Source organism: Exiguobacterium sp. s130 (genome assembly GCF_018619055.1).
GTDB lineage: Bacteria > Bacillota > Bacilli > Exiguobacteriales > Exiguobacteriaceae > Exiguobacterium_A.
The window spans coordinates 268,360-283,041 of record NZ_JACSNI010000001.1 but is presented as its reverse complement, the minus strand read 5'-3'; the positions used below and the strand labels follow the sequence as shown (position 1 = coordinate 283,041).

Annotated in this window: 12 protein-coding genes; 3 read left to right on the top strand and 9 right to left on the bottom strand. The window is 48.1% G+C overall.

Going from position 1 to position 14,682, the window contains the following annotated elements; genetic code table 11:
* Positions 1-270: 270 nt before the first annotated feature.
* The 9 genes from rlmD to HZS85_RS01355 all read right to left on the bottom strand — a co-directional run bounded on the left by rlmD (position 271) and on the right by HZS85_RS01355 (position 11,071).
* Positions 271-1,629, bottom strand: a complete 1,359-nt coding sequence (rlmD, locus tag HZS85_RS01395; RefSeq protein ID WP_214852389.1) for a 23S rRNA (uracil(1939)-C(5))-methyltransferase RlmD — start codon at positions 1,627-1,629, stop codon at positions 271-273.
* Positions 1,630-1,654: 25 nt separating this feature from the next.
* Positions 1,655-2,617, bottom strand: a complete 963-nt coding sequence (locus HZS85_RS01390) for a diacylglycerol kinase (protein WP_214852387.1) — start codon at positions 2,615-2,617, stop codon at positions 1,655-1,657.
* A 147-nt stretch (positions 2,618-2,764) separates the two neighbouring features.
* Positions 2,765-4,198 carry an Asp-tRNA(Asn)/Glu-tRNA(Gln) amidotransferase subunit GatB gene (gatB, locus tag HZS85_RS01385; protein ID WP_035410227.1) on the bottom strand — a complete coding sequence of 478 codons (1,434 nt, stop codon included), beginning with the start codon at positions 4,196-4,198 and terminating at the stop codon, positions 2,765-2,767.
* 14 nt (positions 4,199-4,212) lie between these two features.
* On the bottom strand, positions 4,213-5,655 hold the full coding sequence (gene gatA / locus HZS85_RS01380) for an Asp-tRNA(Asn)/Glu-tRNA(Gln) amidotransferase subunit GatA (protein ID WP_214852385.1): 1,443 nt from the start codon (positions 5,653-5,655) through the stop codon (positions 4,213-4,215).
* 15 nt (positions 5,656-5,670) lie between these two features.
* Positions 5,671-5,961 (bottom strand): Asp-tRNA(Asn)/Glu-tRNA(Gln) amidotransferase subunit GatC, encoded by a 291-nt coding sequence (gene gatC / locus HZS85_RS01375; protein ID WP_023469336.1) that lies wholly within the window; start codon positions 5,959-5,961, stop codon positions 5,671-5,673.
* 200 nt (positions 5,962-6,161) lie between these two features.
* Positions 6,162-7,406 (bottom strand): Nramp family divalent metal transporter, encoded by a 1,245-nt coding sequence (locus HZS85_RS01370; RefSeq protein ID WP_214852377.1) that lies wholly within the window; start codon positions 7,404-7,406, stop codon positions 6,162-6,164.
* Between the two features lie 111 nt (positions 7,407-7,517).
* Positions 7,518-9,029, bottom strand: a complete 1,512-nt coding sequence (gene putP / locus HZS85_RS01365) for a sodium/proline symporter PutP (RefSeq protein ID WP_285801382.1) — start codon at positions 9,027-9,029, stop codon at positions 7,518-7,520.
* Between the two features lie 78 nt (positions 9,030-9,107).
* A complete protein-coding gene (gene pruA, locus HZS85_RS01360; RefSeq protein ID WP_029342578.1) occupies positions 9,108-10,652 on the bottom strand; it encodes an L-glutamate gamma-semialdehyde dehydrogenase in 1,545 nt (514 codons plus the stop codon).
* Between the two features lie 131 nt (positions 10,653-10,783).
* A complete protein-coding gene (locus HZS85_RS01355) occupies positions 10,784-11,071 on the bottom strand; it encodes a HesB/YadR/YfhF family protein (protein ID WP_035410238.1) in 288 nt (95 codons plus the stop codon).
* Between the two features lie 121 nt (positions 11,072-11,192).
* Here HZS85_RS01355 and HZS85_RS01350 point away from each other — a divergent pair, with 121 nt between their 5' ends.
* From HZS85_RS01350 to HZS85_RS01340, 3 genes are all read left to right on the top strand, one after another.
* The gene (locus HZS85_RS01350; RefSeq protein ID WP_214852375.1) at positions 11,193-12,032 is read left to right on the top strand and encodes a hypothetical protein; all 840 of its coding nucleotides are present in this window, start codon (positions 11,193-11,195) and stop codon (positions 12,030-12,032) included.
* 13 nt (positions 12,033-12,045) lie between these two features.
* Positions 12,046-12,495 (top strand): thioredoxin-dependent thiol peroxidase, encoded by a 450-nt coding sequence (gene bcp, locus HZS85_RS01345; protein ID WP_056063163.1) that lies wholly within the window; start codon positions 12,046-12,048, stop codon positions 12,493-12,495.
* A 330-nt stretch (positions 12,496-12,825) separates the two neighbouring features.
* Complete coding sequence (locus HZS85_RS01340) at positions 12,826-14,475, top strand: peptide ABC transporter substrate-binding protein (RefSeq protein ID WP_214852369.1); 1,650 nt, start codon at positions 12,826-12,828, stop codon at positions 14,473-14,475.
* Positions 14,476-14,682 lie beyond the last annotated feature (207 nt).

Genomic DNA, 14,682 nt, shown 5'->3' with positions numbered 1-14,682 from the left:
AGCGTAAAGACAAAAAAGGGGCTGACTCAAAAAAAGAATGACGCGTCTTTTCACGCCCCTTCCTCAGGCGAGACACAAGCCAGCTTTCCTGCTTCATTTAAGCAGGAAAGCGGGTCTTGTTCGTCTCTGACAACGCATAAATGCGTTTTTCCTGTAGGAGTGGCGTGTGACGCGTCATTCTTTTTATTACGAGATAAGGGGGGACAGATTGATGATCTGTCCCCCCTTATCTTTGTAGCGACTGACTTTTGAGTCAGCCCCATGAACGATTTAGTTACGGACGAACAAGGCAACGCTCTCAACGTGTGTCGTATGTGGGAACATATCGACCGGCGTCACTTCGACGAGTGTATAACCGAGCTCTGTCAACAACTTCGCGTCACGCGCTTGAGTTGACGCGTTACAAGAGACGTAGACGATCCGCTTCGGTGCGACATCCGCAGCAGCACGCAAGAACTCTTCGTCACAGCCTTTACGTGGTGGGTCGACGACGATGACGTCCGGTTGGATACCTGCTTTAACGAGATCAGGCATGACCTTCTCAGCTGCACCGTACTCGAACGTCACGTTCTCGATACCGTTCGCTTGTGCGTTCCGGCGTGCGTCATCGATTGCTTGCGGTACGATCTCGATACCGTAGACGTGCTTCGCTTGTTTTGCGAGTGACAAGGAAATCGAACCGATTCCACAGTATGCATCAACGACTGTCTCATCTCCTGTCAACTGAGCATACTCGAGCGCTTTCGCGTAGAGTTTCTCTGTTTGCAGCGGGTTGACTTGGAAGAACGAATGCGGAGAGATCTCATACGTCAAACCAGCGATTTGATCGCGAATGACGGACGGTCCGTACAAGACGACGTTCTTTTTCCCAAGAATGACGTTCGTATCATCCGGGTTGATGTTGTGCTGGATCGAAGTGACGTTCGGTAACGCCTTTAAGATTCCCTCGACGATTTTATCGATACCGCGAAGTTGTTTGACCTTCGTGACGAGAACGACCATCAACTCGTTCGTATGATAACCATGACGTGCCATGATATGACGAATGACACCTGCTTTTTTCTTCTCGTCGTATGCTGGGACTTTTAAGTCAGCGAGGACTTTACGAACCGCTTGGACAGCTTCATCGTTTTCTTTGTTTTGGATCAAGCAGTAGTCCATATCGATGATCCGGTGGCTCCGTTTTTGATAGAAGCCAGCCATCAATTTGTTTGATTGGAACGCGACCGGTACTTGTGCCTTGTTGCGGTAACCCCACGGATCTTCCATCCCGATCGTCTCGTGGACGGGAATTTCAAGACCTGCTAGACGCGTGAAAGCGTCACGGACACGGTTGTGCTTGAACTTGAGTTCTGCATCGTATGACAAATGTTGCAATTGGCAACCACCACACTGGTTGTAAACCGGGCAAGGCGGCTCGACACGATCGACACTCTTCGTCTTTTGACGGATGATGCGACCGAATCCGTAAGACTTCGTCGTTTTCGTGATCTTGATCTTGACCTGTTCCGTCGGCAATGCGCCCGGGATGAAGACCGTATATCCATCGATGCGCGCAACCCCTGACCCTTCATGTGTCAGATCGACGATCTCGACGACGTGTTCATCGTTCTTTTGTACTGGAATCATGAATATCCTCCTTAAAAACCTCGCTTCACGCGAGGTTCGTTTCTGCTTCTTGAAGTTGTGTATTGATTTGTTCCATCTCTTCGATCCGGAACTTTGGTGTCATGACTTCGAAATGAGAGCGAAGATTCGTCATCTCGCCTTCGCAGATGCCGCCAAACTCACCATCGATGTTCAAACTCATCTCTGATGTATTCTTCATGCGGACGAATGAGGTCGTGACATGCTCGATGCAAGGGTCCGAGAAATGATCCCCTTTTAAGGCAAGACGCATGACACGAATCAATTCGACGAGGTTACATTTCTTCAGAATGAAGAGATCGAACCGACCGTCATTGAGTGACGCGTTCGGTGACAACTTCTCGAATCCACCGACAGAGTTCGTATTGGATGTCAAGAACAGCATGACTTCTCCTTTGAATATACCCTTTTCATGCTCCAGTTCGACATATGTCGGTCGGATTTGCGGAAGTTTCTCCATCCCTTTGACGTAGTACGCGAGCTGTCCAAGTGCCGTCTTCAGCTTTGAAGGCACTTCGTACGACAGTTCTGTCATGATGCCGCCACCAGCGATGTTGATGAAGTAATGGACGCCTGTCGAACCTTCGATCTTACCGATATCGACCGGCATCGTATGTCCCGTGCAGATAACATCCATCGCCCCTTCGATCGTCAACGGAATACGCATCGCCCGACCAAAGTCATTCGTCGTTCCAACAGGTAATACACCAAGCTTTGGACGTTTGCTATAAGCTGCCATTCCACTGATCACTTCATTCAACGTACCATCGCCGCCTGCAGCAACGACAAGATCAAAGTCTGCTTCGCATGCTCGTGCTGCTTCATACGTTGCATCACCGACCGCTTTCGTCGAGTAAACAGATGTCTCATAACCCGCTGCTTCGAGTCGGTCGAGGATATACGGTAAGTTTCGTTTAACCATCTCTTTCCCGGAAGTCGGGTTATAAATCACGCGCGCTCTAGGTCTCATAAGATTTTCTCCTTTTTGACTCAACCGTTCATTTGATACATAACTGTTTTATTTTACATGAACTCTCGAGACATTACAAAGCCAAAAAAGACAGCGTCCGTTTCTTCACCTCAGCGAGGGAGAGACAGACGCCATCTTAAGTGCAACTTATTTCAGTTTTTCGAGCTCTTCGTAGAAGAGTTGATCAAGGAGAGCAGGGTTTGCCATTCCTTTTGTTTTCTTCATGATCTGACCGATGACGAAGCCTTTCTTCCGATCACGTCCACCGAGTAACTCCTCAACGACGGCTGGGTTCGCTTCGAACATCTCGACGATGAGACCACGCAACAATCCTTCATCCGAAATTTGTGCAAGACCGTTTGCTTCAACGTATGCACGCGGCTCGACACCTTCTTCGATGACTGCCGTGAAGACTTGTTTGGCGATTTTCGAAGAAATCGTGCCGCTTGCGATCAAGTCGATCATCTCTGCCAAACGCGCTGGTGTCATCTTGACTGTTTCGAACGTTTCCGTCGATTTATTCAAGTGACCTTGGATCTCACCGACTGTCCAGTTGGCTGCTGCTTTTGGCTCTGCACCAGCTGCAAGTGTCGCTTCGAAGTACTCTGCCATTTCACGCGTGACCGTCAATTGTTTCGCATCATACGCTGAAAGACCGAGTTCTTCTTGGTAACGAACACGGCGTGCGTCTGGAAGTTCCGGGATGCCGGCACGAATCGCTTCTTTCCAATCGTGATCCAATACGAGCTTGACGAGGTCAGGCTCTGGGAAGTAACGATAGTCCGACGCCCCTTCCTTGACACGCATGAGGACGGTTTGTTTTTTCGTCTCATCGAAACGGAGTGTTTCTTGACGCATCACACCACCAGCAAGCAGTAACTTGCGGTGACGATCTTCTTCAAACTCAAGACCCTTTAAGACATTTCCGAACGAGTTCAAGTTCTTGAGCTCTGTTTTCGTACCGAACTTCTCTTGTCCGTATGGACGCACCGAGATGTTACAGTCGCAACGGAGTGACCCCTCTTCCATCTTGACGTCTGAGACGCCTGCATATTGCAAGACTTCCTTGAGACGTTCGAGGTAGGCGACTGCGTCTTTCGGTGAACGCATATCCGCTTCACTGACGATCTCAATTAGCGGTGCGCCTGTCCGGTTGAAGTCGACGACCGAATGGTTGGCACCCGTGTGGTTCATCTTACCGGCATCTTCTTCCAGATGGACACGTTCGATTCGGAAGCGTTTCGTTTCGCCATCGACTTCCGCATCAATGTAGCCATCAAAGCCGATTGGTTGATCAAACTGCGAGATTTGATACGCTTTTGGCGTATCCGGATAGAAATAGTTCTTCCGGTCGAATTTTGTTTGATCAGCTACTTGGCAGTTGAGCGCCATCGCTGCACGAACGGCGAGTTCGACGGCTTTTTCGTTGATTTTCGGCAAGACGCCCGGGTGTCCAAGACAAATCGGACACGTTTTCGTATTCGTCTCTGCGCCATATTCCCGCGCACAACCACAGAACATCTTCGTGTTCGTGCTCAGTTCGGCGTGGACCTCGATCCCGATGATCGTTTCAAAGTTCATGATACATTCGCTCCTTATAACTTCGGAAGCGCGAATCCACCTGTCGCAAGCTCAAACGCATGCGCAGCGCGATAGATCGTCGCCTCATCGAAATGTTTTCCAATGATTTGTAAGCCGACCGGAAGACCGTCGACGAATCCAGCTGGAACCGAGATCGCTGGGACACCTGCTAAGTTAATCGGAATCGTCAAGATGTCATTCGCATACATCGTGACCGGGTCATCGAGCTGTGCACCGAGTTCGAATGCTGGTGTCGGTGCTGTTGGTCCGATGATGACGTCATAGTTCGCAAGGACATCGTCGAAATCCTTTTTGATCAACGTCCGAGCTTGTTGTGCTTTTTTATAGTAGGCATCGTAGTAACCAGAGCTGAGCGCATACGTTCCGAGCATGATCCGGCGTTTGACCTCGTCTCCGAATCCTTGTGAGCGGGAATACTTGAAGACATCTTCAAGTGCATCCGCTTCCGCACGGACTCCGTAGCGAATACCGTCAAAGCGCGCAAGGTTTGATGATGCTTCTGATGAAGCGAGTAAGTAGTACGTCGCAAGCGCATATTTCGAGTTCGGGAGTGACACCTCATCAACCGTCGCACCGAGTGCTTCGAGTTTTTGGATCGCTTCACGGATGTTGGCTTTGACGCCTTCACTGACACCCTCGCCGAAGTATTCTTTCGGAACAGCGATCTTCAGACCTTTGATATCACCAGTCAACGCTTGTGTATAATCCGTTGCTGCAACGTTCGCAGACGTCGAATCCATCCCACAGTGTCCTGCGATCGCGCTCAAAAGATACGCGTTATCTTCGACTGTTCGGGTCAACGGACCAATTTGGTCAAGCGATGACGCGAACGCAACGAGACCAAAACGTGAGACGAGACCGTAAGTCGGTTTCAACCCAACGACACCACAATAGGCAGCCGGCTGACGAATCGAACCACCTGTATCCGAACCGAGGCTGAACAAGACTTCGCCTGCTGCGACAGCAGCTGCTGAACCACCCGAAGAACCGCCTGGAACGTGTTTCGTATTCCATGGATTGCGAACCGGTTTGTACGCTGAGTTCTCGTTTGAAGAACCCATCGCGAACTCATCCATGTTCAATTTCCCGATCGTGATTGCCCCTGCTTCATGCAGACGCTCGACGACCGTCGCATCATGTGCTGGTACGAAGTTCTCAAGGAATTTCGAACCACATGTCGTCGTCATTCCTTTCGTGACGATGTTATCCTTGACGCCGATTGGAAGACCAAACAGTGGGTTCGCTTCGTGTTTCGCGACATCATCCATTCGTTTCGCTTGCTCGAACGCTTCTTCATTCAATGAGAGAAACGCACCGATTTTTCCGTCGACGCGGTCGATTTGATCAAAGGATTCCTTGACGAGTTCAGAAGCTTTGACTTCGCCATCCTGAATGAGTGTGTGTAATGTTTTGACACCATGTTCAAAAAGTGACATCGGGTCATTTCCTCCTTATTCGAACACCGCTGGGACGCGGACTTGTCCGTCTTCCCAATCGGGTGCGAGTCGTTCTACTTCCGTACGCGGAAGTGATGGACGTACTTCGTCCTTACGTAGGACGTTCTTTAAATCGAGGACATGAGTCGTCGGTTCGACGCCTGTCGTATCGAGTTCATTTAATTGTTCAGCGAACCCAAGAATCTTCTCGAGTTGTCCTGTGAATTGTGCTACTTCTTCATCTGTCACGGCAAGGCGTGCCAAATGCGCCACGTGGCGGACTTGCTCCTCATTAATCTTTGCCATGTCATTCCACCTCCGGAACTTTTGCGATATATTTTACACTATTTCTAATCATAGCACTTTTCGTCCAGACAAAAAAGACGATGGTGCATCGGGGGGAGGTCCGCACCATCGTCCTTATAGGGGTAGCAAAGCTTCCGGGCGGAAAGCTTCTAGTTATGAAATACCCGGTTTAAATCAGACGAAACAAAAATACTGAATATTCATACTAAGACATCAACAAGCAGATAGACATTGAAGACGATGACGATCGAGACAATGATCCAGGACAACGCGTTCATGAACCGACTGTTCCGATGTTCTCCCATGTACCGCTCACTTGCTGTCGCCCGAATCAAGGGAATCAACGCAAACGGAATCCCGAACGATAAAGCAACCTGACTGAGGACAAGTGCCCGTGTCGGATCAAAACCGGAGAAAAGTAACAAAATCGCCGGTAACATCGTCACAGTCCGGCGAACGAACAGTGGCAGCTGGAGATGGAGGAAGCCGCGCATGATCGCGTCCCCCGACATCGTCCCGACGCTTGATGAAGCGAGACCTGATACGAGTAAGGCAATCGCAAACAGATACGGCGCGATGCCACCAAGCGTGACATGTAGTCCTTCATAAATTTCTTCAAGCGAACCGGCTTGATACTTCGTGTCGTAAAAGACGCTGGCCGCGATGACGAGCATCGCTCCGTTGACTGCTCCGGCAATCAACATCGCACCCCAAATATCGAAGCGTTGGATCCGTAGCAACGGCATCTTGTTCGCAACATGCCCCATCCGTCGTTTCGTTAAATCGGAATGGAGATAGATCGCATGCGGCATGACGGTCGCTCCAAGCATCCCGGCAGCAAGGACGATGCTCGACGTACCTTCGAATCCCGGTAACAACCCTGCCGATAAATCTCGGAACACCGGATGGACTTCAAATACTTCAATCGCAAAAGCCGCTGCGATGATTAAAACAAGAACGGCGATGACGGCTTCGAAATGACGGAGTCCCTTTTGCTCGAATCCGAGGATGACGAATGATAGGACTGCCGTCAACAATGCCGCCATCCGTAAATCGATCGCAAACAGTAAATGAAATCCGAGTGCGGCTCCGACGAACTCGGCGAGATCGGTCGCCATCGCGACGAGCTCCGCTTGTACCCAGTAGAAGAAGCGATAGACCGGCGACAACTCCTCCCGGATCACCTCCGCTAAACTGAGATTGCTGACGATTCCAAGTTTGGCTGATAGGAACTGAATGACGACCGCCATCAAGTTCGAGGCAACGATGACCCAGAGTAACAAGTAGCCATACTGGGCACCTGCCGTCATGTTCGTCGCGAAGTTTCCCGGATCAATATACGCGACGGCAGCGACGAACGCCGGTCCGATATATGTCCGTTTTCTTGGTAAATCTTGTGTAAGTGGCTGTGTCGCCATCTCGTTCACCTCACTTTTTGTTTTCATTATACGCTTATTTTGCGCAAGTGCAACAAATATGTTTATGGTAAATAATAACGTATCAAGTAAATAAAAAAGGGGTGTCTCCTTTACTCAGGAAACACCCCTCTCCGTTATTTAGACGATTTTCCGCTCAGGCTCTGCACCTTTTAGCTGCGCTTGTACTTGATCGAACTCATCATAGATCGCTTGACTCGGTTCCTTCGTCACAAGACTACCGATGACGAGCGCAATCGTCGAAGCGATGAAAGCTGGAATCATCTCGTACATTTCCGAAATGTACGATGGTAATCCGGCGACGTTCTGATTGATGAGAATCCAAGCGATGACGACGACGGATCCCGTAATCATCGAAGCAAGTGCTCCGGTCTTGTTCATCCGCCGCCATAGTAGGCTGAACAGCACGACTGGACCGAACGCTGAACCAAAGCCAGCCCACGCATATCCGACGAGCGTCAGAATCGACTTCTCTGCACCAAACGATAAGAGAATCGCTAGAAGCGCCACGACGAGAACCATCAAGCGTCCCATGATCATCAATTCACGATCTGAAGCATCGCGTTTAAAGAAACGGTGATAGAAATCATTCGTTGCCGCACTTGAAGAAACGAGCAGCTGCGTCGAAATCGTCGACATGATCGCAGCAAGTAAGGCTGCAAGCAACAACCCTGTAATGAATCCTGGGAAAAGGTCACGTGATAATTGAATGAAGACATTCTCTGGATTTTTTAATCCTGCACTTTGTTGCGTGTAATAGGCATATCCGATCAAGCCCGTCACCATTGCACCAACGATCGAGAACGTCATCCAAATCATCCCGACACGACGCGCCGATTTCATCTCATGTAAGTTACGAATCGCCATGAAACGAACGATAATATGCGGCTGTCCAAAATATCCGAGTCCCCACGCGAGAAGCGAGATGATACCGATCGTCGTCGTCCCTTTGAACAGTTCCAGTTTCGAGCCGCCTGTCGACCGGATCGTCTCGAGTGTATCGTTAATCCCACCACTTAAAGTCAGCGCGACAGCTGGTACGATCAGCAATGCGATGACCATGATCATCCCTTGCACGACGTCCGTCCAACTGACGGCAAGGAAACCACCGAGGAAGACATACGCAATGACGACGCCTGCGAGAATCCAAAGACCTGTTGTATATTCAAGACCAAAGACAGCTTCGAATAAACGACCACCTGCGACAAAACCACTTGATGCGTACATTATAAAGAATATTAAAATAACTCCAGCTGAAACGGTACGCAAAACACCACTTTTATCGTGGAATCGTTTTTCAAAGTAATCGGGAATCGTGATTGCATCCCCTGCATGTGCCGTATACGCACGCAGACGAGGCGCGACGAGTAACCAGTTGGCATAAGCGCCAAGTAATAATCCGACGACAATCCAACCACTGGACAGACCAGTTGCATACATCGCACCCGGTAAACCCATCAACAGCCACCCACTCATGTCACTTGCTCCCGCAGAGAGCGCCGTGACGACGGGACCGATCGTACGTCCTCCAAGCATATAGTCATTCATGTTCTTCGTCCGATAATACGCAATGACGCCAAGTGCGACCATCAGGCCGAGATATAGCAAAATCGCGAACCACATTCCGTTCATCCTTGCTCCCCCTTTTTCCGTGATATAAGAAAAACGGGTGTGCAGGTCGCACACCCGTTTCGTCTATTAAACACCATTTCAGAACATTTCTGAAGTAGTTTTTGCTTGAAGATGTAAAGTCAAGTAATCCGGTCCGCCCGCTTTCGAATCCGTACCTGACATGTTGAACCCACCAAATGGTTGGTAGCCGACGATTGCGCCTGTGCAACCCCGGTTGAAGTAGAGGTTACCGACGTGGAAGTTCGCACGTGCGTACTCTTGATTCGTCCGGTCTTGCGTGATGACAGCACCTGTCAATCCGTATTCCGTGTTGTTTGCGATATCGATTGCTTCTTTGAAATCTTTCGCTTTCGTGAAGGCGACGACTGGTCCGAAGATTTCTTCTTGCATCAAACGATCCGTTGGTTGAACGTCCGCGACGACTGTTGGTGAGACGAAGAATCCTGTTGAATCGTCAGCCGTACCACCTGCGACGATGCGTCCTTCTTCTTTTGCGACGTCGAAGTACGACGTGATTTTCTTGAAGGCTGCTGCATCGATGACTGGTCCGACATTGTTTGAGACATCCGTCGGGTTACCGATGCTGAGTTTGTTTGTGTTCGCGACGACTTTTTCGAGCAACTCGTCATAGACAGAGTCGAGTGCGACGACACGTGAACAAGCTGAACATTTTTGACCTGAGAATCCGAATGCCGCTTTCGTGATCATGTCCGCTGCGTAATCGAGGTCAGCCGACTCATCGATGACCATCGTATCTTTTCCGCCCATTTCCGCGATGACACGTTTGAGCCAGATTTGACCTTCGTTCAGTTTTGATGCCCGCTCATTGATGCGAAGACCGACATCACGTGATCCCGTGAAGCTGATGAAACGTGTTTTTGGGTGATCGACGAGGTAGTCGCCGACTTCTGCTCCTGAACCGGGTACGAAGTTCAAGACGCCTGCCGGAAGACCAGCTTGCTCCATCACTTCAACGAATTTCGCTGCGACGACCGGTGTCGTCGATGCTGGTTTCAAGAGGATTGGGTTCCCTGCCACGATTGCTGCGACGGCTGTTCCAGCCATGATTGCGAGTGGGAAGTTCCATGGTGAGATGATCACACCGACACCGAGTGGAATGTAATCGTAACGGTTGTATTCGCCTGGACGACTCTCGACTTTCTTACCGTCTTTTAAGACGAGCATCTGACGTGCGTAGTACTCGAGGAAGTCGATTGCTTCTGCTGTATCCGCATCCGCTTCATTCCAAGGCTTCCCTGCTTCTTTGACGAGGTAGGCAGAGAACTCATGCTTCCGCTTACGGATGATGTTCGCTGCTTTGAATAGGACGTCCGCACGTACAGACGGATTGACGAATTTCCATGTTTCGAAGGCTGTGACTGCTGCTTGCATCGCTTCTTCTGCATGTTCCTGTGTCGCTTTTGAGACACGTCCGACGATCTCTTCTTTGTTGGCCGGATTGACGGAGACGATTTTATCTTCCGTCGTCACATGTTTTCCACCGATGACGAGCGGATAATCTTTGCCGAGTTCTTGCGTGACGAGTGCAAGTGCCTCTTCGAACGCTTTCTTGTTTGCTTCTTGTGAGAAGTCCGTGAATGGTTCGTGTTTGTACGGAATCATCTCTATTCCCCCTTTAATCTCTACTTTAAATCGCTTACATTCTCCATTGTACAGAAGCATGAGTCCGCTTACAATTATTCTAGTCAAAAAAAATAAAGGAGCGACCGATTCGGTCTCTCCTCGTTCCTCTATCATTCCTTCGCTTGTGAAAAAACAATCTCTTCGTTTTCGATCGAGACTTTGACGTCTTGTCCTTGGAATAACCAGTCATCTTGGTCAGATACGACGAAATGAATACCGTCGACGACTTCCTCGACCGCTGCCCGTTCGACTTCTTCCATATGAACGCCGACGGAGAAACCTTGCGTTAAATCCGTTGATCCACCATATTTTGCGAAAAAGCGAATCGTATCGCCCGATTGTGCTTCCATCTCATTTTTAAAGTATTGCAATGCCTCGTCTGTAATATGAATTTTCATACCTATCACTCCCCTTTCGTTTAGTGTACCGATATCCTACTCAAAAAAGCGAATTTCCTGTATGGTAGAGACAAGATTAGCTATGAAATCATCACGGAACACCCATCTAGGAGGAATTCGAATGAAACGATCGCTCGTAGTGTTGCTTGCGACCAGTCTCGTACTCGTCGGTTGCGGAAACGATTCCCCGTCTTCTACAAATACCAAATCCCCGAAGACGACGGAAACGAAACAACAGAAGGCTGAACAAGCCGTTCTCGATATCTATCAAACCTATGAAAAAACGCTCGGTCAATCGGGACGAGCAGATGCGAAAGACCTCGCATCGATTGAATATACAGGTGACGCAAAACAACTTGAACCCCTCGCCGTTGGTGCGAAGAACTTGAACGTCATTCCCGGTAAAATCGTCAAGTCGTTCCAAAAGGGTGACGTCGCTTATATCATCCATGAATTCAAGGATGCGAAGGGATCCATTCTCCCGAACCGCGGATCGAAGCTGTTATTGAAGAAAGACGATGAATGGAAGATCGTTCTGACACCGACGACGTTCGACCCGGCCGTCTTCTCGACGCTTGGTGACCTATTCACTGGGTTTAACGCCGATGAGTATGGTGTCAATGCGAAAGCAGCAGACGAAATCGGGAAAACGGATGAAAAAGAACAGGATGCCGTCTTCTCTCGCATCAATGCACAAACGGATTATATGGCGCTTGAGATGAACAGTAACATTCTGATGATTTACGGTGAGGCGCTGAAGAATGAAGGAAACCCAGAGACGCTCGTTGATTACTATCAAGACTATGCGGATTGGTATGAGGACGAACAGCCTCTCCTCATGAAGACGGCGAAAGCCGGTACGGATTATGAGAAGTACTTGATCGCACTCGATCCGTTAAAAGAAAGCCTTCAAAAGAAGCTTGAAAAATATGCGGATCAATTAAACATGGAATTAGGATAAGGAGGAATTTTTCATGCAAGCACCAACATTCACCCTTCCAAATGCACAAGGAGAACCAATCTCCCTTGAGGATTATCGTGGAAAAAAAGTCGTACTTTATTTCTATCCAAAGGATTCAACGCCGGGTTGTACGACCGAGGCATGTGATTTCCGAGATGCGACGCAAGCTTTTGAAGAGAACAACACCGTCATTCTCGGCGTCTCCGCCGATAGCCAGAAGCGTCATCAGAACTTTATCGCGAAATACGAATTACCGTTTCAATTGTTATCAGATGTCGATCACGAAGTCTGTGAACAATATGGCGTCTGGCAATTAAAGAAGAACTACGGTAAGGAATATTATGGAATCGTACGCTCGACTTTCTTAATTGATGAATCCGGTGAAATCGTCAAGGAATGGCGTAGTGTGAAAGTAAAAGATCATGTCGCAGAAGCACTTCAATACGTACAAGAACGGAAATAATTCGAAGAACCAGTTGAATCATCCAACTGGTTCTTTTTGTATGTGCAGATTATTAATATTTCTAATTTTATCCTTACATAAAAATAATTTCATGTAAGGAAACGTTGGTATCACACACAATTTTAATGATTTTGAAATAATCTGAAAATATCCTATTGATTTTTCTGAATATTGTATTTATTATTGATAACAAGTTGATCCGGTGCTTTCCATAGCTTAAGAATAAAAGGCGATGACCCCTCTTATTTTTAGTCGGACACCGGATCGCTATCCTATCGGTTCTTATCGTTTCACCATATATATCTATTTCTTTTGGGAGGGATTTACTTTATGAAGAAGAAAAAGGCACTCGCACTCGTCGGAGCACTGACAATCGCTGGATCAAGTCTTGCGGCATGTTCGACGACAGATGAAGGTAAAAAAGAAGGCGGCTCGACGTCAGGCGACAAAACTTCAGACAAACAAGTCTTGAACTTAACGAGCGGTTCAGACATTCCGGCTCTTAGCCCGACAGTCGCAACGGACTCTGTATCCTTCACGGTATTGAACAACGTTCAAGAAGGTCTGTTCCGTCTTGACGAGAATCAAGAAGCGACACCAGGTGTTGCTGAGAGTGTGGATGTTTCGGAAGATGGACTTACATACACGTTCAAACTTCGTGATTCAAAATGGTCGGATGGCAGCGATGTCACAGCAAAAGACTTCGAATATGCGTGGAAACGCGTCCTCGATCCGAAGAGCGGTTCGCAATATGCGTATATCATGTATATCATCGATGGTGCGGAAGCGTACAACACGGGTAAAGGGAAAGCAGATGACGTTGCAGTTAAAGCGGTCGACGACAAAACACTCGAAGTCAAGTTGACGCAACCGGCTGAATACTTCAAATCATTGACTGGTTTTGGTTCATTCATGCCGCTCAAGCAAGAATTCGTCGAAAAACAAGGGAAAAACTTTGCGACGAAGCCGGATACATTCCTCTACAACGGACCATTCACTCTCTCGGATTGGAAGACGGAAGTCGGCTGGAGCTTTAAGAAGAACGACCAATACTGGGATAAAGACAACGTCAAGCTCGATGACATCAACTTCAAGATCGTTAAGGAAGTCTCAACGAGCGTCAACCTTTACGAAAAAGGTGATGTCGACCAAGTCGGTCTGACGAGTGAGTTCGTTGATCAGTACAAAGATAGCAAAGAGTTCGATACGCGTCTTGATGCATCAATGTACTACATCCAAATGAACTTCAAGAATGAACTCTTGAAAAACAAGGATATCCGTAAAGCGATCGATTCGGGATACGATAAAGCGCAGATGGCGAAAGTCCTCTTGAACAACGGTTCGATCCCTGCATACTACTACGTACCAAAAGACTTCGCAAAAGGTCCAGACGGTAAAGACTTCCGTGACGGAAACGAAGGCTTCGGTTCATACGACGCTTCTTCAGCCAAAGCATCGTTCGAAAAAGGTCTCAAAGAAGTCGGTAAGAAATCGGTGAAACTCGAGCTTCTTTCGTACGATGATGACAACTCGAAGAAAATCTCTGAGTACCTCAAAGGCGAGTGGGAGAAAAACCTCCCAGGTCTTGAAGTCACGATCAAACAACAACCGTTCAAAAACAAATTGGATCTTGAATCAAAAGGTGAGTTCGAACTATCCTTCGCAGGATGGGGACCTGACTACCAGGATCCGATGACGTTCCTCGATATGTGGGTAACGGGTGGGCCATACAACCGTGGTAAATACACAAGCGATAAGTATGATTCGCTCATCAAATCGGCTCAAAAAGAAGTCGATGCAGCGAAACGTTGGCAGTCACTGAAAGATGCTGAGAAAACACTCCTTGAAGATGATCAAGCCATCTCAGTCATGTACCAACGTGGAGCATCCTTCCTACGTAAACCGTATGTCAAAGGAATCGTCAACCACAAAGTTGGTGCCGATACTTCGTACAAATGGGCTTCCATTGAAGGAAAATAAGTTATACCCGAAGACCAGATTCGCTGACGAGCGTGTCTGGTCTTTTTTTCCATATGAGCCGTTTGTCCTATTTTTCTGAATAGAATTAAAATTTCGTGTCATTCTGTTTTCATTTCCATGACTTCCATTTATACTAAGCAAAGAATCCGATTCACTTTATTTACAATATTTTGCGGGAATTATTCATAATTAATGGAAATGTACCGA

What these genes read in the sequence shown, in the direction of transcription:
- pruA (WP_029342578.1), bottom strand. Translation starts at nt 10,652, where the DNA reads ATGATTCCGTACAAACACGAACCATTCACGGACTTCTCACAAGAAGCA.
- HZS85_RS01355 (WP_035410238.1), bottom strand. Translation starts at nt 11,071, where the DNA reads ATGAAAATTCATATTACAGACGAGGCATTGCAATACTTTAAAAATGAG.
- gatC (WP_023469336.1), bottom strand. Translation starts at nt 5,961, where the DNA reads ATGGCAAAGATTAATGAGGAGCAAGTCCGCCACGTGGCGCATTTGGCA.
- bcp (WP_056063163.1), top strand. Translation starts at nt 12,046, where the DNA reads ATGCAAGCACCAACATTCACCCTTCCAAATGCACAAGGAGAACCAATC.
- gatB (WP_035410227.1), bottom strand. Translation starts at nt 4,198, where the DNA reads ATGAACTTTGAAACGATCATCGGGATCGAGGTCCACGCCGAACTGAGC.
- HZS85_RS01350 (WP_214852375.1), top strand. Translation starts at nt 11,193, where the DNA reads ATGAAACGATCGCTCGTAGTGTTGCTTGCGACCAGTCTCGTACTCGTC.
- HZS85_RS01390 (WP_214852387.1), bottom strand. Translation starts at nt 2,617, where the DNA reads ATGAGACCTAGAGCGCGCGTGATTTATAACCCGACTTCCGGGAAAGAG.
- rlmD (WP_214852389.1), bottom strand. Translation starts at nt 1,629, where the DNA reads ATGATTCCAGTACAAAAGAACGATGAACACGTCGTCGAGATCGTCGAT.
- putP (WP_285801382.1), bottom strand. Translation starts at nt 9,029, where the DNA reads ATGAACGGAATGTGGTTCGCGATTTTGCTATATCTCGGCCTGATGGTC.
- gatA (WP_214852385.1), bottom strand. Translation starts at nt 5,655, where the DNA reads ATGTCACTTTTTGAACATGGTGTCAAAACATTACACACACTCATTCAG.
- HZS85_RS01370 (WP_214852377.1), bottom strand. Translation starts at nt 7,406, where the DNA reads ATGAAAACAAAAAGTGAGGTGAACGAGATGGCGACACAGCCACTTACA.
- HZS85_RS01340 (WP_214852369.1), top strand. Translation starts at nt 12,826, where the DNA reads ATGAAGAAGAAAAAGGCACTCGCACTCGTCGGAGCACTGACAATCGCT.